Annotated in this window: 17 protein-coding genes; 11 read left to right on the top strand and 6 right to left on the bottom strand. The window is 57.0% G+C overall.

The window, feature by feature from the left end:
* The first annotated feature begins 41 nt into the window (after nt 1-41).
* From coaD to ggt, 3 genes are all read left to right on the top strand, one after another.
* A complete protein-coding gene (gene coaD, locus ACUN9X_RS04920; protein ID WP_260038408.1) occupies nt 42-524 on the top strand; it encodes a pantetheine-phosphate adenylyltransferase in 483 nt (160 codons plus the stop codon).
* Between the two features lie 119 nt (nt 525-643).
* Nucleotides 644-892, top strand: a complete 249-nt coding sequence (locus ACUN9X_RS04915; RefSeq protein WP_260038409.1) for a YfhL family 4Fe-4S dicluster ferredoxin — start codon at nt 644-646, stop codon at nt 890-892.
* A gap of 2 nt (nt 893-894) precedes the next feature.
* Nucleotides 895-2,601 (top strand): gamma-glutamyltransferase, encoded by a 1,707-nt coding sequence (gene ggt, locus ACUN9X_RS04910; RefSeq protein WP_445472375.1) that lies wholly within the window; start codon nt 895-897, stop codon nt 2,599-2,601.
* Nucleotides 2,602-2,652: 51 nt separating this feature from the next.
* Here ggt and ACUN9X_RS04905 read toward each other — a convergent pair whose 3' ends face one another.
* The 3 genes from ACUN9X_RS04905 to hemB all read right to left on the bottom strand — a co-directional run bounded on the left by ACUN9X_RS04905 (nt 2,653) and on the right by hemB (nt 7,350).
* A complete protein-coding gene (locus ACUN9X_RS04905; RefSeq protein ID WP_445472374.1) occupies nt 2,653-3,945 on the bottom strand; it encodes a DUF945 family protein in 1,293 nt (430 codons plus the stop codon).
* A 244-nt stretch (nt 3,946-4,189) separates the two neighbouring features.
* A complete protein-coding gene (gene ppk1, locus ACUN9X_RS04900) occupies nt 4,190-6,295 on the bottom strand; it encodes a polyphosphate kinase 1 (protein WP_260038413.1) in 2,106 nt (701 codons plus the stop codon).
* 38 nt (nt 6,296-6,333) lie between these two features.
* Nucleotides 6,334-7,350: a porphobilinogen synthase gene (hemB, locus tag ACUN9X_RS04895; RefSeq protein ID WP_445472373.1), complete on the bottom strand. Its 1,017-nt coding sequence runs from the start codon at nt 7,348-7,350 to the stop codon at nt 6,334-6,336.
* 418 nt (nt 7,351-7,768) lie between these two features.
* Here hemB and ACUN9X_RS04890 point away from each other — a divergent pair, with 418 nt between their 5' ends.
* Nucleotides 7,769-9,907 carry an FAD-dependent oxidoreductase gene (locus ACUN9X_RS04890; protein WP_445472372.1) on the top strand — a complete coding sequence of 713 codons (2,139 nt, stop codon included), beginning with the start codon at nt 7,769-7,771 and terminating at the stop codon, nt 9,905-9,907.
* Between the two features lie 147 nt (nt 9,908-10,054).
* On the opposite strand, the gene ACUN9X_RS04885 is transcribed toward ACUN9X_RS04890, so the two are convergent.
* The gene (locus tag ACUN9X_RS04885) at nt 10,055-10,276 is read right to left on the bottom strand and encodes a hypothetical protein (RefSeq protein ID WP_260038417.1); all 222 of its coding nucleotides are present in this window, start codon (nt 10,274-10,276) and stop codon (nt 10,055-10,057) included.
* A gap of 284 nt (nt 10,277-10,560) precedes the next feature.
* Here ACUN9X_RS04885 and ACUN9X_RS04880 point away from each other — a divergent pair, with 284 nt between their 5' ends.
* From ACUN9X_RS04880 to ACUN9X_RS04860, 5 genes are all read left to right on the top strand, one after another.
* Entirely contained in the window at nt 10,561-11,193 is a 633-nt protein-coding gene (locus ACUN9X_RS04880; RefSeq protein WP_260038418.1) for a TetR/AcrR family transcriptional regulator, read from the top strand.
* A gap of 3 nt (nt 11,194-11,196) precedes the next feature.
* Nucleotides 11,197-12,903: an isovaleryl-CoA dehydrogenase gene (locus ACUN9X_RS04875; RefSeq protein WP_445472371.1), complete on the top strand. Its 1,707-nt coding sequence runs from the start codon at nt 11,197-11,199 to the stop codon at nt 12,901-12,903.
* 127 nt (nt 12,904-13,030) lie between these two features.
* Complete coding sequence (locus ACUN9X_RS04870; protein WP_260038420.1) at nt 13,031-13,369, top strand: DUF503 domain-containing protein; 339 nt, start codon at nt 13,031-13,033, stop codon at nt 13,367-13,369.
* Nucleotides 13,370-13,634: 265 nt separating this feature from the next.
* A complete protein-coding gene (gene panP / locus ACUN9X_RS04865) occupies nt 13,635-15,314 on the top strand; it encodes a pyridoxal-dependent aspartate 1-decarboxylase PanP (protein WP_445472370.1) in 1,680 nt (559 codons plus the stop codon).
* Between the two features lie 84 nt (nt 15,315-15,398).
* Nucleotides 15,399-15,869: an Mpo1 family 2-hydroxy fatty acid dioxygenase gene (locus ACUN9X_RS04860; RefSeq protein ID WP_445472369.1), complete on the top strand. Its 471-nt coding sequence runs from the start codon at nt 15,399-15,401 to the stop codon at nt 15,867-15,869.
* Nucleotides 15,870-15,993: 124 nt separating this feature from the next.
* Here ACUN9X_RS04860 and ACUN9X_RS04855 read toward each other — a convergent pair whose 3' ends face one another.
* Together ACUN9X_RS04855 and ACUN9X_RS04850 are read right to left on the bottom strand one after the other, a co-directional pair.
* Complete coding sequence (locus ACUN9X_RS04855) at nt 15,994-16,260, bottom strand: hypothetical protein (protein WP_445472368.1); 267 nt, start codon at nt 16,258-16,260, stop codon at nt 15,994-15,996.
* An 85-nt stretch (nt 16,261-16,345) separates the two neighbouring features.
* Nucleotides 16,346-17,908 (bottom strand): inorganic phosphate transporter, encoded by a 1,563-nt coding sequence (locus ACUN9X_RS04850; protein ID WP_445472367.1) that lies wholly within the window; start codon nt 17,906-17,908, stop codon nt 16,346-16,348.
* A gap of 389 nt (nt 17,909-18,297) precedes the next feature.
* On the opposite strand from ACUN9X_RS04850, the gene ACUN9X_RS04845 reads away from it, so the two are divergent.
* Both ACUN9X_RS04845 and ACUN9X_RS04840 read left to right on the top strand, forming a co-directional pair.
* Entirely contained in the window at nt 18,298-19,389 is a 1,092-nt protein-coding gene (locus ACUN9X_RS04845; RefSeq protein WP_445472366.1) for a GGDEF domain-containing protein, read from the top strand.
* A gap of 75 nt (nt 19,390-19,464) precedes the next feature.
* A complete protein-coding gene (locus tag ACUN9X_RS04840) occupies nt 19,465-19,914 on the top strand; it encodes a flavodoxin (protein ID WP_445472365.1) in 450 nt (149 codons plus the stop codon).
* The last annotated feature ends 36 nt before the right edge of the window (nt 19,915-19,950 follow it).

The raw sequence follows: 19,950 nt of genomic DNA, 5'->3' as shown, positions 1-19,950 counted from the left end.
CGCGCTACTATCGCGCAGCATCCGCTTGCGAGGGCAATTGAATGAATACTGTCGTATATCCGGGCACATTTGACCCGATCACCAACGGCCACACCGATTTGGTGAGCCGCGCGTCGCGCCTGTTCGACACGGTAATCGTTGCCGTTGCTGACAGCCCCAAAAAGAAGCCACTGTTCACGCTGGAAGAGCGCGTCGCATTGGTAGAAGCGGCCACCAGCCACCTGCCCAACATCAAAGTAACCGGTTTCAGCAATCTGCTGGCGGAGTTTGTCCAGGAACAAGGCGCCAATATACTGCTGCGAGGGCTGCGGGCGGTGTCTGATTTTGAATACGAGTTCCAGCTGGCCGACATGAACCGCAAACTGGCACCGGATGTCGAAAGTATTTTCCTGACCCCGGCCAATCACCTGTCTTACATTTCGTCGACGCTGATCCGGGAAATCGCCTCCCTGGGCGGTGATATCACCGAGTTCGTGCCAGAGCCTGTTGCCAAAGCACTCAGCGACAAATTCGCGAAGCGGTAATCGCCCCAGCACTACGCATATCTGCGCAGCACACCCCGCCGAACGACTCTGACAGCGGGGTAGAATTTCGGTTAAAATATCCCCATCTCTTTTTTTGTATCCTTCAGAGGAATTCCTTAATGGCCCTGATCATTACGGACGAGTGCATCAACTGCGACGTCTGTGAACCGGAGTGCCCGAATGAAGCCATTTCACCCGGTGATGACATCTATGTGATCGACCCGGGCAAGTGTACTGAATGCGTGGGCCACTACGACGAGCCACAGTGTCAGCTGGTGTGCCCGGTGGACTGCATTCCACTGGACCCGGACCACAAAGAAACCAAAGATCAGCTGCAGGAAAAATACCACCAACTTACGGGGCAATAACCATGCGGGCACGGATGTCGGGAATCAGCGCACTGTTTATCGGACTGCTCATTCTCGGCGGCTGCGCCAATCGCCCTCCCGCCCCGACCGGCGACCTCGCGGTCGCCAGCGCCCACCCACTGGCGACTCAGGCCGGTATGCGCGCGCTGCGTGAAGGGGGTAACGCATTTGACGCCGCCATCGCCACAGCGGCCGTGCTGGGCGTCGTCGAACCCTACAGTGCCGGCATTGGTGGCGGTGGATTCTGGTTGCTGCAGCAGCCTGACAACACCAGCATCGTGCTGGATGCCAGGGAAAAAGCTCCCGGCCGCAGTACCCGTGACATGTATCTTGATGATGCGGGCGATGTGCATCCCGACAAGCTGTCGATCAATGGGCCGCTTGCCGCCGGCATTCCGGGCCAGCCTGCCGCCTTTGCCTATATCAACGAACATTTCGCCGAACGTCCACTGAGCGCCAATCTCAAGGATGCCATCCGGATTGCCCGGCAGGGTTTCAGGGTTGACGAGCACTACCGGTCTCTCGCCAAATGGCGGCTTGATGTGATGCGACGCTATCCGCCCACCGCAGCAACGTTCCTCACCGACGGTGAAGTTCCTCCGCTGGGTACCCTGATCCGCCAGCCCGCCCTCGCCGATACCATGGAAGCACTCGCCGAAGAGGGCTTTGACGGCTTCTACAAAGGGCGCGTCGCTCAGGCGCTGATCGATGACGTGCAGGCAGCGGGCGGCATCTGGGAAGGCCAGGACCTGGCAGACTACACCGTGGTCGAGCGCGAACCGGTGGTGATCGACTATGGCGATGCCCGGATCTGGGCCGCGCCGCCGCCCTCGTCAGGTGGTATTGCGCTGGCCCAGATGTTCGGCATGATGTCGCAGCGTTCGTTTCAGGCAGTCCACCCCGACACCCCGGCCACCAACAGCATTGCCCGCACCCAGTATCTGACGGAAGTCATGCGGCGCGCGTATCGTGACCGGGCGGTTTATCTTGGGGATCCGGACTTTACCGACATCCCCGTTCAGCACTTGCGGGACCCCGACTATCTCCGGCAGCGAATGGCATCGGTTAACCCCGAAAAGGCGACCCCAAGCGACAGTCTTGAAGGCGATCTGGGCAGCGGCACCCACACCACCCACCTATCGGTGCTCGACGCCCGGGGCCACAAAGTCAGTGCAACACTCAGTATTAACCTGCCATTCGGCTCTGCGTTCATGTCACAGCAGACAGGCGTACTGCTAAACAACGAGATGGACGACTTCGCAATCAAGCCCGGCGTTCCGAATGCCTACGGCCTGGTAGGCGGGGAAGCCAACAGCATTGCTCCGGGCAAACGTCCGTTATCCAGCATGACACCGACGATCATTGAATCGCCAGAGCACACCGCGATCATCGGCACACCGGGCGGCAGCCGGATCATTACTATGGTATTTCTCGGCTTGCTTGATGTGATGGACGATGCGTCAGCGGACACCATCGTCGCCCGTCCACGTTTTCACCACCAGTATCTGCCAGACGTGATCCAGCACGAGCCCGACACCTTCACTGAAAGCGAAAAGCAGCAACTCGAGGCGATGGGGTATGGTTTGAAGGATGTGGGCAGGCAATACGGGAACATGCAGTTAATACTGCGAGACAATCAAACCGGCGAAACCACTGCGGCAGCCGATCCTCGCGGTATTGGACAGGCTATTGTGCAACCGGCCCCTTGATAGAGGCCGGCGTGGGGAGACCTGGGTCTCCCCTGCACACAGAAACCGGTATCAGATCAGCGGCGGTACCGACATCTGGTTACCGTTGATATCCAGCATCATGTCGCTCAGGCTCGCTTTTATTTTATAGCGGTCGCCGTCCTGCACAATCAAACCTTGCTGAACCAGCCCCCGCACTTGCTGGATCAGTGACGGCTCTTTCTCAATCAATGCCACGGGTACCGTCAGCTCCAGCTCACCGGTCATTTGCTGCATCACCAATGGCATGGCGTCACGCTCATCTTCAGGCACCTCGGGATGGCTCAACTGCCAATGGCCATCGACGCTGCCCTCCGGCGTTTCCAATTTGATAACGGGCATACCAACCTTGATTCCGGAGCCTGCCACCGAACGTGCCGCGCCGCTTAACTGCTGGGCCAGCATCATTTTCTGGCGGAACAACTCTTCCGCAGACTTGGACGGATCCATCTGCTGATTCGCTGACTGCACGTCAGCAATCACTGTCAGGAATTTATCCCAGGCTTCAACATTGACGTTCTCAAGTGCCAGCTCCACTTTGTGCGGCCCGAACGTACGGTCATCCACTTTGATACTTTCAAGTGAGACGGTCGATTGTGATGACAGGCGTTTTTTGCCGCTCTGCGGATCTGTTTCACCGGTGATTTCCAGATCGTGAAGCTCAACGTGGGGCTTGTCCCCTTCCTTGATTTCAACCCGGCCCAGCACCATGTGGCCCTCGCCGGACCAGACTTCGCCCACCACACGTTCGGCATCCTGGGAAAACTCAAAATCGTCAAATGCGATCTTGAGGCCCTCACCCCGAACGCTGAGGCCAGGCCATTTCAAATTGACTTCAAACTGATCGCCGCCGTCTGATACCTCAGCCCAGCCATAGGCTTCGGCTGCGTTGAGGGTTTCGCCGGTATCGTCATCGGTCACGTTAATCGCCGGTACGTTCAGATCGGCTTCCAGCGTGCCCCATAGCCAGGTTTGCAACGCCAGGCGAGGCAACTCTTCAGGAAACAGTTTTTGCAGCAGTTCATGCCCCTCGGTGACTGGCGTCAGCTCGACACTGCTGCCGGCAATGCCGTGGGAAACCTCACCGACAAAGCCAACCTGAGCGGTCTCACCGGTTTCCGGATTGATCAGCAAAAGTTCGCCTTCAAGGTCACTGCTGAAAAAGTGCCGCTCGTAGCGCGTCGTCTGCACTTGCATATACGGTTGCTCAGCATTGAGACGATCAATCGCCGGGCCCCATTCCTGCTCTGTCAGAAGGCCCGTGCCGTAAGGCGCCCCCACTGCTGTCGCAATAAAAATGATGCCGACAAAAATCCATTTATTCATTACTGCCTGTCTCCTGAAGGTTTAATCGCGCCGGGCGCTCTGTCGGGAAATGCTTGCAGACATAGCGATGCCAGACCCGGTCACAGTTGATCCGGAACGATAACGCCGCAAACAAATTGAGATGGGGTGATCCTACGCTACTGCCTTGGTAGCGCCAAGCAAAGGCTGCGGGTGGATCGGCATGGCGAACGCAGGAAACAATCAGAGGCTGCAGACACAATCGCCTGCAGCCTCTGCGTTTGCGCTATTTGGTGGTCAGGCGTTCCAGCAGCAGGCTCTGTGCGGCAAGACGCTCTTCTCCCTCTTCAGGGGAATTCTGAATATAGCTGCCGTCGGATTGCAGCACCCAGCTCTGGCAATTATCCGCCAGGTAAGTTTCCAGATCCCCACGCAGGCGTTCGGCCAGTTCACGGTCATCCACCGGAAATGCGACTTCTACCCGGTTTAACAGGTTGCGAACCATGCCATCTGCACTGGAACCGTACACTTCCGATTTGCCTCCATTACCGAAGTAGTACAGCCGCGTGTGCTCCAGAAAACGGCCAATGATCGAGCGGACATGAATATTCTCTGACAACCCGGGAACACCCGGCCGCAGGCAGCAGATACCGCGAATCACCAGTTCAACACGGACACCAGCCTGTGAGGCGCGATACAACGCCCGGATCAGCTCAGGATCTGTCAGGGCATTGATCTTCATGATGATATGGCCGTGCTCGCCCAGCTTCGCTTCGCGGTCAACCAGTTCGATCAACTTTCTGTGCAGTGTAAACGGAGCGTGGAACAGCTTCTTGATCTTCAGCGCCTTGCCCATGCCAGTGAGCTGCTGAAACAGCTTGTTCACATCATCGCCCAGCGCATCATCACACGACAGCAGACTGTAATCGGTATAAAGCCTCGCGTTACCTGCATGGTAATTGCCGGTTCCCAGGTGCACGTAGCGCTTGAGGCGCCCTTCTTCACGGCGAACGATCAGAATCATCTTGGCGTGGGTTTTATAGCCCACCACGCCGTACACCACGATAACGCCTGATTCCTGCAACCGGCTCGCCAGCTCGAGGTTTTCTGCCTCATCGAAGCGCGCACGTAACTCGATAACCGCCGTGACTTCCTTGCCACGACGAGCGGCGTCCATCAGGGCCTCAACGATTTCCGAATCGGCACCGGTACGGTAAAGCGTCTGGCGGATCGCCAACACTTGTGGGTCCTTGGCTGCCTGGCGCAGGAAATCCACCACCGGTGTGAAGCTTTCAAACGGATGCAGCAGCAGAATGGGCTGCTGACGAATCGCATCAAAGATGATTTCCTTGTTGCGAATCTGCCTTGGCACCACGGGAGAGAATCCGGCATAGCTCAGATCAGGCCGATCAACCAGGCTGCCAACCGCCATCAGGCGGGTCAGGTTCACCGGGCCGTGGACGCGATACAGCTCGCGCTCGGTCAGGTTGAATTCCCGCAAAAGAAAATGTGCCAGCTCAGGTGGGCAGTTATCCGCCACTTCCAGTCGCACGCCATCGCCAAAACGACGGCTGAGCAGCTCGCCCCGCAGAGCTGAGGCCAGATCTTCCAGATCGTCTTCAAGCTCAAGGTCGGCGTTACGGGTCAGGCGGAACTGATAGCAGCCCTTGATTTCCATGCCCGGGAACAACTCATCGGTATGGGCGTGGATCATCGATGACAGAAACACCAGATTGTCGCCGCCGTTGCAGATGTCATCCGGCAAACGCACCAATCGCGGCAATGACCGCGGTGCGGGCACAATCGCCATGCCGGTTTCGCGACCGAAGGCGTCTTTGCCATCCAGCTCGACAATAAAGTTAAGGCTCTTGTTCACCAGTCGCGGAAACGGATGTGACGGATCCAGCCCGATCGGGTTCACTACCGGCAGAATCTCATCCTCAAAATACCGGCGCACCCACTCCGCCTGTTCCGGCGTCCAGTCGCGGCGGCGTACGAAGTGGACATTTTCCTTTTCCATCGCCGGGATCAGCACGTTGTTGAGAATGTCGTACTGTTCGTGGATATAGTCGTGAGCAACCCGGCTGATCTCGTTCAGCAATTGCTCCGGTAGTACGCCATCCGGACCGACACTCTCACGGCCGTATTTCATCTGCTGGCGCAGACCTGCGACCCGGATTTCGAAGAACTCATCCATATTGCTGCTGAAAATACAGCAGAATATCAGCCGGTTAATCAGCGGATGGGTTTCATCCATCGCCTGCTGTAATACGCGATAGTTGAACTGAAGATGGCTCAGCTCGCGGTTAAAATAGTACTCGCTCGCGTTCGGATCCGGCAGCGGATCTGTTTCCAGCTCTTGAGTCTTCGGGACATCCGTTTCGGTCGTCATGGGTCTGCTTTCCAATTACTGTGATTCTGTTCCGGCTGTCAGGCGTCGCCGGATTGCAGCAATATTGCTGCTCTCTTTGCAAAATAGGTCAGGATGGCATCAGCACCCGCCCGGCGCAGGCACATCAGGCTTTCCATCATCACTTTATTCTCGTCCAGCCAGCCATTTTGCGCCGCGGCCATATGCATCGCGTACTCGCCACTGACCTGATAGACAAACGTCGGCACTTTGAGTTCATGTTTAACGCGATAGACAATATCAAGATAAGGCATGCCCGGCTTGATCATCACCATGTCGGCGCCTTCGGACAGGTCCATGGCGACCTCATGCATCGCTTCATCGCTGTTGGCCGGATCCATCTGGTAGGTTTCCTTGCTGCTCTTGCCCAGATTTCCCGACGAGCCGACCGCATCACGGAACGGACCATAATAACTTGAGGCATACTTGGCCGAGTAGGCCAGCACTCGGGTATTGATATAACCGGCATCTTCCAGCGCCTGGCGAATAGCGCCGACGCGGCCATCCATCATGTCGGATGGCGCCACAATGTCAGCCCCCGCAGCAGCGTGGGACAGGGCCTGACGCACCAGCGCCTCGACCGTAATGTCATTCAGCACATAGCCGTCGTCATCGATAATGCCGTCCTGCCCGTGGGTGGTAAACGGATCAAGCGCAACATCGGTAATAATGCCAAGGTCCGGGCACGCCTTTTTGATCGCGCGCACGGCCCGTTGTGCCAGACCATCACGATCCCAGGCGGCAGAGCCATCAAGATTCTTGATTTCCGGTGGCGTTACCGGAAACAGGGCAACGGCCGGCACGCCCAACTGCACCAGTTCTTTCGCTTCTTCCACCAACAGATCAATGCTTAACCGGTCAATCCCCGGCATCGATGGAATGGCCTCTCGCTGCTGCTCACCCTCAAGCACAAAAACCGGATAGATCAGATTGTCGACCGACAGTCGGTGTTCGCGCACCATGCGGCGAGTAAAGTCATCTGCGCGGTTGCGACGTAAACGGGATGACGGAAAGACACGTGGGTTGGGCGAAAACAAGGCATGACCTCCTGAAACATGGACTTAAACAGGCTACAGCATACACTGAGAGTCCCTTCTGGCTAATGTCCTACCAGGCAAAACTCCAGCCCTGAACCTTTAAGGCCTTTGAAGCGTATGACGTGGCTGTTGGCGTGCCGGTGTTTGCAACCAGCTTATACGCCGATTATGACAATTACGGTCATTGTGACAATCTGACGTTGCGACACTATGCGTGAAAACCGCTGTGCCGCGCTCATACTGCGGGAAAAGAAACGTCGGAGCGCCGCAATAGCGGACGGCATTGTTTCTGTTTGCGGATAAAAATGTGAAGACTGCACTGTAACGTCCCGAACAATAAGACGTCAGAATGGCGTAACCACAAGTTTTGTTCACTCACGCTGACGGATCGCCCCATACAGCTAAGGAAAACGACTGCATGAAACTGTCGAAGAAACTACTGCTGCTGATCATTATCGCGGCCCTGATTGGCGCCTATTTCGCATTTGATCTGGGGCAGTACCTCAGTCTCGATTACATCACCAGCCAGCGTGATGCGTTACAGCAAAGAGTGGCCGACAACCCGTTGGTCACCGGCCTGTCCTTTTTCCTGATCTATGTCGCGGTTACCGGCCTGTCAGTGCCCGGCGCTGCCGTTCTGACCCTGCTGGCAGGCGCCATGTTCGGCCTCTGGTTCGGGTTGTTGCTGGTGTCGTTTGCCAGCTCTATAGGGGCGACCCTTGCCTTTCTCGCGTCCAGAATCATCCTGCGCGACAGCGTCCAGCGGCGCTTCGGTGACTCGCTCAGAACCATCAACAAGGGCGTTGAACGGGATGGGCCATTTTACCTGTTCGGCCTGCGACTGGTGCCACTATTTCCATTCTTCGTCATCAACCTGGTGATGGGCCTCACGCCCATGAAAACACTGCGGTTTTACTGGGTCAGTCAGCTCGGCATGCTCCCCGGCACCTTTGTTTACGTTAATGCCGGCACTCAACTCGGCCAGATCGACAGCCTCAGCGGCATCGTGTCGCCCGGCCTGATCGGTTCCTTTGTTTTGCTGGCGATTTTCCCGTTGATTGCCCGCAGTGTGATGAATCTCATCAAGCGTCGACGCGCCCTTAAGGGCTATAAGCGCCCTGCCCGTTTCGATCAGAACATGGTCGTGATTGGCGCGGGGTCAGGCGGGCTGGTCACTGCCTACATTGCCGCGGCCACCAAGGCGAAAGTCACACTAATCGAAAAACACAAAATGGGGGGCGATTGCCTCAATACCGGCTGCGTACCCAGTAAAACCCTGATCAAAAGTGCGCATATCGCCCACAACGCCCGCCAGAGTGATCGCTTTGGCATCACCACAGAGAAGGTCAATGTCGACTTTCGGGCTGTTATGGAGCGCATTCAGACAGCCATCAAAACCATCGAACCTCATGACTCCATTGAGCGTTACACCGACCTGGGTGTGAGTTGCATCACCGGCGAAGCCAAAATCCTCGATCCCTGGCGTGTTGAGGTCAACGGTGAGGTTCTCACCACGCGCAACATCGTGATCGCAACCGGCGCCCGTCCGTTCGTGCCCCCCATCGATGGCATCGACCAGGTGCCGTATCACACCTCCGATACCATCTGGAATCTGCGCGAAGCCCCCGGCACGCTGCTGGTGCTGGGTGGTGGCCCGATCGGTTGCGAGTTATCCCAGGCCTTCAGCCGACTCGATGTGCCGGTGATCCAGGTTGACCGTTCAGCCCGCGTGTTGCCGCGCGAAGATGAAGACGCCGCCCTGATCGTTCAACAAAGCCTTGAAGACAGTGGCGTGGACCTGCGCACCAACGCCAAAGCCGTGCGATTTGAACAAGATGGCGATCGCTATCGCCTGTTTTATGAGCAGGACGGTGACACTCACAGCCTGGTGTTTGACACGCTGCTGTTGGCGGTGGGCCGCAAAGCCAATACAGAGTCGCTGGGGCTGGAAGCGTTGGGCATCGAGTGCAACCCCAATGGCACGGTTACCGTCGATGAGACCCTACAAACCCGAATGCCCGGCATTTACGCCTGCGGTGATGTCGCCGGCCCCTATCAGTTCACCCATGCTGCGGCCCATCAGGCCTGGTATGCGTCGGTCAACGGATTGTTCGGTACATTCAAGTCATTCAAGGTGGATTACCGGGTGTTGCCGTGGACGACCTTTACCGATCCGGAGGTCGCCCGTGTCGGCCTCAGTGAACAGGAAGCCGACGAGCAGGGTGTTGCCTACGAGGTTACACGTTATGGACTGGACGATCTGGACCGGGCGATTGCGGAGGGCCACACCGCCGGTTTCGTAAAAGTGCTGACGCCGCCGGGCAAAGACCGGATTCTGGGAGCCACCATCGTCGGCGCCCACGCGGGCGAGTTGATTACCGAGTTTGTCAGCGCCATGAAGCACGGCTATGGCCTCAACAAAATCCTAGGCACCATCCACGTTTACCCGACGCTGTCAGAAGCCAACAAGTTCGCTGCAGGTAACTGGAAAAAAGCCAATGCACCTGAGCGCGCACTGCGCTTTCTCGAGAAATTCCACAGCTGGCGCAGGGGCTGAAAATTTCAGCGAACGCAGGAATCACCGCTATAATTTCAACAACGACGGGACTGACGGCATGGGGAGCAGCTTAGCGCCTGCCCCGGCCAGCCGATTGAAAACACAAGACCGGACACCGTTTAATACGGTGCCCGGTTTGAAGGAGCATCAGACAGACCGGTTGTTAAAACCGGGCTCTGCCTTCTGGGGTACGTCTGAACGCAATGCCGAATCAAGCTCGGTTATTTTTCCGCCCTGACTCAGAAACGCCTCAATGTCGGCAGCCAGTTGCGCCCGAACCCGGGAGCGCCCCGCCACTGTATGCGTATCTTCGTTATCGGGACTCCAATGGCTGGAGCTTTCCAGATTGCTTTCGTCGAATTCACTCATGGGCCTTACCTCCATCAGCGAAAACAATACCGAGGCCAAGACGTACTCAACGACGCCAAAACCCGTTTCGGCAGCGATACCACTCAATCTCGTGCCTTGCCGACTATATAATCCGGATTTGAGACAAAGACCATGCGCTCTAAAAGTATTTTTGTAATATTTTGTAACTTCGATATCACTTAACTGCCTGAATCGCTGAAAGCCCCGTTAGATCGGCCTTTCAGCGACAGCCGATGTCGTTGACACAAGAAATGAATAGTGATTCACTCTTTACGGGAGAGGTAATGGCTTACCGCGAAACTGAAAAAATGCGCCAGCGCAAAGCAGAGGTTCGGCAGCGCATTCTTGATTGTGCTTCCGGCCTGGTGGCAGAGGGTGGTTTTCGTAATGCCCAGATCAACAACGTGGCAGACAAGGCTGATGTAGCAACCGGCACGGTGTACCGGCACTTTGAATCAAAATCCGAGTTGTTCGCCGAAGTTTTTCGACGCGCCACGATTCGCGAAGTGAACAAGGTTGCCGAGTCGCTGGAAGGTAAAGACCCGGCTCCTGACCGACTTGAGCGCGCCTTGCGGCAATTCGCCTCACGCGCCCTGCAGGCGCCGGCAATGGCGTGGTCGTTGATCGCAGAGCCGGTCGACCCACTGGTGGAAGGCGAACGGCTGGCATATCGCCGGGCATACGCCGATCACTTCAGGGCCGCGATTGATGACGGCATTCGCGACGGTTCGCTGCCGCCACAGGATGCGGGCCTGAGCGCGACCTGCCTGGTGGGCGCCATCGCCGAAAGCCTCGTCGGCCCATTATCTCCCACACGACAGAACGCCGACAGGGCGTTCAGCGAACAACAAAAAGCCGAACTGATAACGCCGATCCTGACCTTCTGCTTACAGGGGGTGACCGGCACGCGGAGATGAATCATGAACACTGCCGACCCTGCTGCCCCGATTGTTGATGGCAACGGAAAACCACTGGATCCTTATCTGGGAACCACCCATCAGGTGACCAACCAGCCCCCTGCGCTGGAGAACTACAACCTGTTCAGCCAGGATCAGGCACTAAAAGAAGGCGTCGCCCGGGAAGGTGCAGGCTGGGCCCGCCAGTCGCTGACCGACTACGGCGAACTCACCGGTCGTGCCGACACTATAGAGCTCGGCTTTCTCGCCAACGAAAACAAACCCTCCTTTCATACCCACGACCGCTTCGGGCACCGGCAGGATCTGGTGAAGTTTCATCCGGCCTACCACCAACTGATGGACATGGCGCTGGCTCACGGGCTCCACAGCAGCCCCTGGACCGACCCGAAAGAAGGCGCCCATGTAGCCCGGGCCGCGCGCTACTATATGCACTCCCAGGTAGAAGCCGCCCATTGCTGCCCAATCACCATGACCTTTGCAGCCACGCCCTCCATTCGTCTTCAGCCCGAGCTGGCCGAGACCTGGCTGCCGAAAATCATGGCCACCGCGTACGACCCGCGCAACCTGCCGGCGGAACAAAAATCCGCAGTAACCATCGGCATGGCGATGACCGAAAAGCAGGGCGGCTCGGATGTTCGCGCCAACAGCACGCGGGCTTTCCCAACCGGCCCAGGCGGGCCCGGACAGGCTTATGAACTGATCGGCCACAAATGGTTTGTCTCAGCGCCCATGTGCGACGCTTTTCTGGTTCTGGCGCAGGCGCCTGGCGGGCTGTCGTGCTTCCTGATGCCGCGCTGGCGCCCGGATGGCACAAAAAACCCCTGGCAGATTCAACGCCTGAAAAACAAGATGGGCAACGTCGCCAATGCCTCAAGCGAAGCGGAGCTCCGCGGCGCATTGGGCTGGATGATTGGCGAAGAAGGCCGTGGCGTACCGACCATTATTGAAATGGTCGCCATGACGCGTTTTGACTGCATGATTGGCAGTGCATCGGGAATGCGCCAGGCCACAGCCCAGGCGCTTCATCACTGCCGTCACCGTGCCGCGTTCGGCACCACACTGAACCAGCAGCCGCTGATGCAAAACGTGCTTGCCGACCTGGCCATTGAAAGTGAAGCGGCGCTGGCGATGACCCTGCGGGTAGCCCGAGCGCTGGATCATCAGGATAACGAACACGAAAAATTGCTGACCCGACTGGCAACACCTATCGGCAAGTACTGGATTTGTAAGCGCACGCCGAATCACGCCTATGAAGCCATGGAATGCATCGGCGGCAGCGGCGTGATGGAAGACTGCATTATGCCGCGCCTGCTGCGGGAGTCGCCGGTCAATGCCATCTGGGAAGGCAGCGGCAACGTACAGTGCCTCGACACCTTGCGCGCGATGCAGAAAACACCGGACGCACTCGATGCGTATTTCGCTGAAGTCAGCGCTGCAACCGGCTGCGACAAGCGTTTTGACCAGTTTTTGACCCGGTTAAAGCAGGATTTTGCCGATCAGAACCATCTGCAGTATCGGGCTCGCAATCTGGTTGACCGGCTGGCGCTTGCCCTGCAAGGTTCACTATTGATTCGCCACAGCCCGCATTCTATTGCCGATGCCTTCTGTGGCAGTCGCCTGCAAGCTACCGACGGCCTCAACTACGGCAATCTGCGAACCGGAGCCGATGTCGGTGCTATCATTCAGCGCGCGACCCCGGTCGTTGACTGAAGGGCATCTGGTCACCTGTCGGTAACGCCAAAACGGCATATAATGCAGTGACCGGCGCCCTCGCCTGACGACACCCGCCAGGCTACGGGTGCCGACTGCCTGTTTATCCATCTCGCGAGGTTCTCTCATGTCTGAAGCCATGCGCCGACTGCTCGCCGAAGCACCTGATCACCCGGTTGTCACACCGCACATGGGCGTGATGACCCTTCACTTTCAGGTATACGGTTGCGAAGATATCAAGGCCAAGCGTAAAGCCTTCACCGCGCTCAAAGCCATCTGGGGCAAGGAACCGGACCTGGCCATCGCCGAAACCGGCGATTTTGATGCTCTGGACAGGGCTACCTGGTCCATTGCAGCGCTGGGCACCTCAACCCAGCTTATCCAGCAGCGGCTTGATCAGGTCGAGAAGGCCATCGAACAACGGATTGATGCGCCGGTTCTGGAGGTCCACCGGGAAATGCTCTGACCGACCGGTCAGGCGAACTCCGAAAAATCCTAGTGCGCAAATCGGTAGCAGGCGTACTACCTTTGGCGAACACCCGGGTGAACGGCTGGTGTACACATTGCTTAGGTCTTATACTACGCGCCCGCTTCAGGGACCTGATAGCAGGAGGCTGGCAACGCAGCCAGACGGAGCACAGAGGGATTGGCAACCTGATCCGCAGGAATTGATAAACTCTCAGAGAGACTCTGAGCGGTTTTGCATCAACCACTGAAGATGTGTGGCGCGTATGACTGGCAAGAAAAAAACGGCAAAAGCCTCACTCGAGGCCATGTACAGGGTTTTCACGGTGCCAGAAGCGCCGGATTCGACCCTCAGCCGCATTGACCAGGATATCTCCCGTAACCTTGCAGGTTTCCTGCAGGAGCATATTGTCGCGATCGAACGTGATCTGGGCGATGTGGTAAAGGATTTCAGCGAATCCTCGGTTCCCGAAAAGCCCATTTTTGTCTCCGAGCAAACCCAGTTCCTGCTCGATAAACTGGTTGCCCACTCTGTTCACACGGCCTCCCCCAGCTTTATTGGTCACATGACCTCGGCATTGCCTTATTTCATGCTGCCGCTGTCAAAAATCATGATCGCGCTGAACCAGAACCTAGTGAAGACTGAAACATCCAAAGCCTTCACGCCGCTTGAACGCCAGGTGCTGGGGATGATTCATCGGCTGGTCTATAACGAGGACGGGGCGTTTTACCGCAAATGGATGCACGACCCCCGCTTTGCCCTCGGCTCGATGGGATCGGGCGGCACTGTCGCGAATCTCACCGCGCTCTGGGTTGCCCGTAACCAGGCCTTCCCCGCCGAAGGCAGCTTCCGCGGCCTGCACGAAGAAGGCCTGTTCCGGGCGTTACGGTACTACGGCCATGAAGGGGCTGCCATTCTGGTCTCAAGCCGGGGTCACTACTCCCTGCGCAAGGCTGCAGATGTTCTGGGGCTGGGCCGCAGCTCACTGATTTCAATTCCAACCGATGACGACAACCGCATCCAGACCGACGCTCTGCGCGACAAGTGCCTTGAGCTGCAAAAGCAGAAAATCAAGGTACTCGCCATCTGCGGTATCGCCGGCACTACCGAGACCGGCAATGTGGACCCGCTGGACGCGATGGCAGATATTGCCAAAGAGTTCGGAGCTCACTTCCATGTTGACGCGGCCTGGGGCGGCCCGACGCTATTTTCGCGCCAGTACGCCCACCTTCTGAAAGGTATAGAGCGCGCCGATTCGGTCACCTTTGACGCACACAAACAACTCTACGTGCCGATGGGATCGGGGCTGGTGGTGTTCCGCAACCCGGAGCTGGTCGGCGCAATTGAACATCACGCCCAGTACATTATCCGCAAAGGCTCACGGGATCTTGGCAGCACGACGCTGGAAGGTTCCCGCCCGGGCATGGCGATGCTTATTCACTCGGGCCTGAAAATCCTGGCCCGAGAAGGCTATGAAATCCTGATCGACCAGGGATTCGAGAAAGCCCGCACGTTTGCCGAGATGATCAACGGCCGGCCAGACTTCGAACTGATCACCCGGCCGGAACTGAACATTCTCACCTATCGCTATTGCCCGGCCGATACCCAAAAGGCCCTGGATCTGGCAACAAAAAGTCAGTCCGAACGCATTAACGCCTCTTTGAACCGGCTGACCAAGTACATTCAGAAAACCCAGCGTGAGCTCGGCAAGGCATTCGTCTCCCGAACCCGACTCGAGCCGGCCAAACATCACAAACTGCCCTGTGTGGTTTTCCGTGTGGTGCTGGCCAATCCCCTGACCACTCCTCAGATTCTGCAGGACATTCTTGAAGAGCAAGCGCAAATTGCGCAGTTCCCGGCCATTGCCGATGAAATTCAGGTACTGGAAAACCTGACCCAATCGGTACTGACCGGCACATCTGACCGTAAATCCCGGCAAGCCTGACGCCCGTTAATCAGCGCTCGTTTAGCGACGCGCTGATCGCTATACTGTCTCCATAATAAAAACCGGATAAACAGGAGATCTGTCATGGCCAAGAGCGCCGATCAGTGGTTCGCCGAATACGGCGAGAGCCACCGCAACCCCACCAACAAGGCAATTCACTGGATTGCCGTACCGGTCATTTTCATTTCCGTGATCGGCCTGATCTGGTCTATCCCGACCCCGGCGGCATTTGATCGTGTGCCCTACCTCAATTGGGGCACCCTGGGTCTTGCCATCGCGACTCTTTGGTACATTCGGTTATCGCTGCCACTGGGCATCGGCATGGCTATTTTCAGCATTATCGCAGCTTCGCTGGTGGCCGCTTTTGAAAGTACCGGTTTGATGCCGGTCTGGGGGATGTCATTGATTCTGTTCGTGGTGATGTGGGTGCTTCAGTTTATCGGCCACCACATTGAGGGAAAGAAGCCCTCTTTTTTCAAGGATCTTCAGTTTCTGCTGATTGGCCCTGCCTGGCTGATGGGGTTCATCTACCGCAGCTTGGGTATCCGTTACTGATAAACCCCGGAACCCCCTTTGATAACGCAAAAAGGCGCTGATCTCTCAGCGCCTTTTTAGTGGGCAATTACCGCACGAGTCAATGTAGCCGAAGCGTCAGTACTCGAATTGCCGTTATTCGAAATCAATAAAGTGCGGCTTCGTCGTCCAGCACATCCTTCAGAATATCCAGGAACATTTTGTCTGCTTCGCTCCAGGTTTCAGGAATGCGCACGCTGGTCGTCGCACTGATTTCCCTTGCCATTTTCTCGTTGGAATCCGGATCATCCTTATAGCGGCGCGCAATTTCGACACACTTCACCGCAATTGTCGGATCCCCCAGCACCTTCTTGATGAAGACCCTAAGCTCGTCAATCATCCGCGCCTGGCGGCTTTCCGATGCACTGCTCATAGCATGCCTCCACAATCTGCATTGAATTCCGACTCAGGGGAGCCTCTATAAACCCGAATATACGAAAGCCTGTGCTCTGCCGCAATCAGACCAAAAGACCGCGCAGGGTAAAAAACAGCAACGCCGCCATACAGGCCGACGCAGGCACAGTGATGATCCAGGCGGCGGCAATTCGGGTCAGCTGGGAACGCTTGACCAGCTCTTCCTTGTAAATCTTCTTGAGGCGCTTGCGCTCCTTTTTGGACAGAGGCACATCCGACGATTTCTTTTTCGTCGATTTCAGCATGGCCTCCATGTCTTCGACCGTCGCTTCGCGGAAACGTGCCAGAAACGCCTGGATACGCTCTTTTTCCTCACCTTCATGATTCTCGACGATGCGATGCAACTGTGACGCATAGCTGCGCTTGAGATACTCCCGCAAGAACCCGACACCGAAGACACCACCCAGCGCAATGTGCGTGGAACTTACCGGCAGCCCCAGCTGTGAGGCGATAATGACGGTAATAGCGGCAGACAGGGCAATACAAAAGGCCCGGGTTTTATCCAGCTCGGTGATTTCACTGCCCACCGTCTTGATCAGCCGTGGACCGAAGAGTGACAGTCCCAGCGCGATCCCCAACGCACCGACGACCATCACCCACATCGGGATGCTGGCTGCAGCAGCCACAGAACCATGGGCCAGTGCATCGTTGATCGCCGCCAGCGGACCAATGGCATTGGCAACATCATTGGCACCGTGCGCGAAGCTCAGGAGCGCAGCGGCAAAAATCAGCGGCCAGGTGAACAGACCGTTCACGCCGTCTTCCGCATTGGCCATGGTCGCCGCTCGCCGACCGATCGTTCCGCGCATGACAACCCAAACCACAGCGCCCAGCGCAAGCCCGATGAGCGCGGCGGTCATGAAATCGACTTTGATGATGTGCTTGACGCCCTTGAGCATCAGATAGGTGCCGAAAGCCCACGCCATCAGCGCAACAACCCAGGGCACCACTTTACGGGCCGCTGCCACCATATTGCTTTGATAGAGCACCGTGCGCTTGATGACATACAGGAAGAATGCCGCAATAAGGCCGCCCAGCACCGGCGAGATGACCCAGCTGGCGGCAATAGCCCCCATCACCGACCAGTTGGCGATATCCCAGCCTCCGGCGGCTACACCGGCCCCCAGAACACCACCCACGATGGAGTGAGTCGTCGACACCGGCGCGCCCATCCAGGTCGCCAGGTTGAGCCATAGCGCTCCTGCCAGCAATGCAGCCATCATCAGCCAGACAAAGGCTTGTACGTCCGTCAGGCTAGAAGGATTGATGATGCCCTTCTTGATGGTCGAGACCACATCGCCGCCGGCAATCAGCGCCCCGCCCGCCTCAAACAGTGCAGCAATCAGGATGGCAGCCCCCAACGACAAGGCGCCGGAGCCCACCGCCGGACCGACATTATTGGCTACATCATTGGCGCCGATATTCACCGCCATATAGGCACCGATCGCGGCCGCTGCCATCAGCAACATACTGCCTGGCATACCAGTGCTCATTTGCCCGACATACAACCAGACACCCAGCAAAAACACCAAACTGATACCAATCCGGTAGCGTTCGGTCGCAGAGCTGGTTAGGGCGCGATCAATAGGGGAAATGCTCTTGGCCATGACAGTTCACCGCAAGTACATGAGTCAGTCGACTGGAACAGGCGCCACTATAGGGAGTTCAGCCTGAAAATGAAATATCTGTGACATTATCGGGGCCAGGCCTTATCGGGCTCACTCGATGGCATGCCGCCAGCGCCGCCCGACCCCATCGGCAGTCGCACCCAAAACCCGATGCTGTCAGACTCAATAAATCCATCAAAGTACGCGCTGATCGTCATCGCGGGAGCCTCGCCATGTTTTACAATTGATGACGGCAAGGTTGGTGAGCCCCGCTATTATATGCCAATGTTTTGACGCAAAATAACCTAATAGTTCGCCAACTTATCATTTTACTGTCATCCCTCGGCCCTTGGTGCAGCGCCATTTGCCGTGACCCCAGATGAGAACCGATGACCCAACCGCAACAATTGCGAGTCGATCAATCCCGGGCGGAAGAAGACGTCCGGGTTGCCAAGGTACTGACCTATCTGTCTGTCAGCGGTGTTGTGTGCCTGGCCGGTATTGGTATCAAGTCCTGGTTTTCAGCACACCCGGTGCACGCTGTTGTCCTGATACTGTTTATGCTGCTGGTGTTACTGAACATGGCAGCCTTCAGACGGTCCGGCAATTTTGCACAGCAGAAAAACGGACTGCTAACCATTGTCGGGGGGCTGTTTGCGTACCTTATCGCTTCCGGAGGCGAGAGTAATACGGGGCCGCTCTGGCTGTATGTGTTCCCGCCACTGGTGTTTTATCTCACCAGCTTGCGTGCCGGTTCCCTGCTGCTGGGTCTTTACCTGGCCTTTTGCCTTTTGGTGTTCATGTCACCCGACCTTCCATTTGTGACCGGGACATACGCCCCCGATTTCAAACTCCGGTTTATCGTGACGCTGATGTTTGAATCAATCTTCTGCTTCGTGCTTGAGGCCAGCCGCCGAAGGGCACGCAACCAACTGGTAAAGCTCGCAAACTCGCACGAGCAAGCGGCCCGCACTGACGAGCTGACTGGACTGCCCAACCGGCGGGACATGCACCTTCAGCTTAACAATGAACTGGCCCGCTACCAGCGCTCCGGGCGACATTTTTCCGCGGTGCTGATTGACCTTGATCATTTCAAACGCATCAACGACGAGTTCGGCCACGATGCCGGGGACCAGGCGCTACAGGAATTCGCAGATCTACTGCGCGGCGCCTGCCGTGAGAGCGATACCGCATCCCGATGGGGCGGTGAAGAATTCCTGATATTGTTGCCGGATACCTCTTTACTCCAGGCGCTGACGCTGACCGAGCGACTGCGCTCGGAAGTCGAGGAACACGACTTTATTTACCATTCCAAACGGCTGCCGGTCACTATCAGCGCAGGGGTTTGCTCGATCACCCAAAGCGACTCGATTAACGGCTTGCTGCGGCTGGCTGACAAAAACCTCTATGACGCCAAGGAAGCGGGCCGCAACCGGATATCACCGAGAGTACGCAGCAAAATCCCCTCCGGCTCACGATAGCGACTATTTGAGCTGATCCCGCCCTGCCGTTAACATTGTCACCCCTTTAAACTCTGGCACAGGCGCAGACGCTATATGGCCCGTATTCGTATTTTTGTCGGCAGCGTATTCGGTGGCGCGCAACTCACCGCACGCGCAATGGGTAAGGCTCTGACCGATGCAGGCCACCCGACCTCAGTCTCCGAAAACCCTACGCTGGAAGATCTGACGTCCAATGACGACGCCATCCTGGTATGCACCTCGACCACCGGCCAGGGCGAGCTCCCCGCGCCATTGATCCCGCTATACGCTGCAATCCGGGATACCCTGCCAATGCAGACCGGGCGCCCGTTCGGCGTGATTGTGCTGGGTGACAGTTCCTACGGCGATACCTTTTGCGGGGCCGGTGAGCTGATGGAAGAGGCGCTTTACGAAATCGCCTGTCGCAAGGTCGGTGAAACCCTGCGTATTGATGCCCTTGAAACAACCGATCCGGAATCCGAAGCACTACCCTGGGTTCTGGAATGGGCAAACAGCCTGCCGTAACCCCTGCAATTTAGGGCGGACCAGCCCCAGAATGGC

The sequence above is a fragment of the Marinobacter sp. V032 genome, assembly GCF_052645435.1.
The sequence above is the reverse complement of the archived record's forward strand: the minus strand, read 5'-3'. Positions and strand labels throughout refer to the sequence as shown.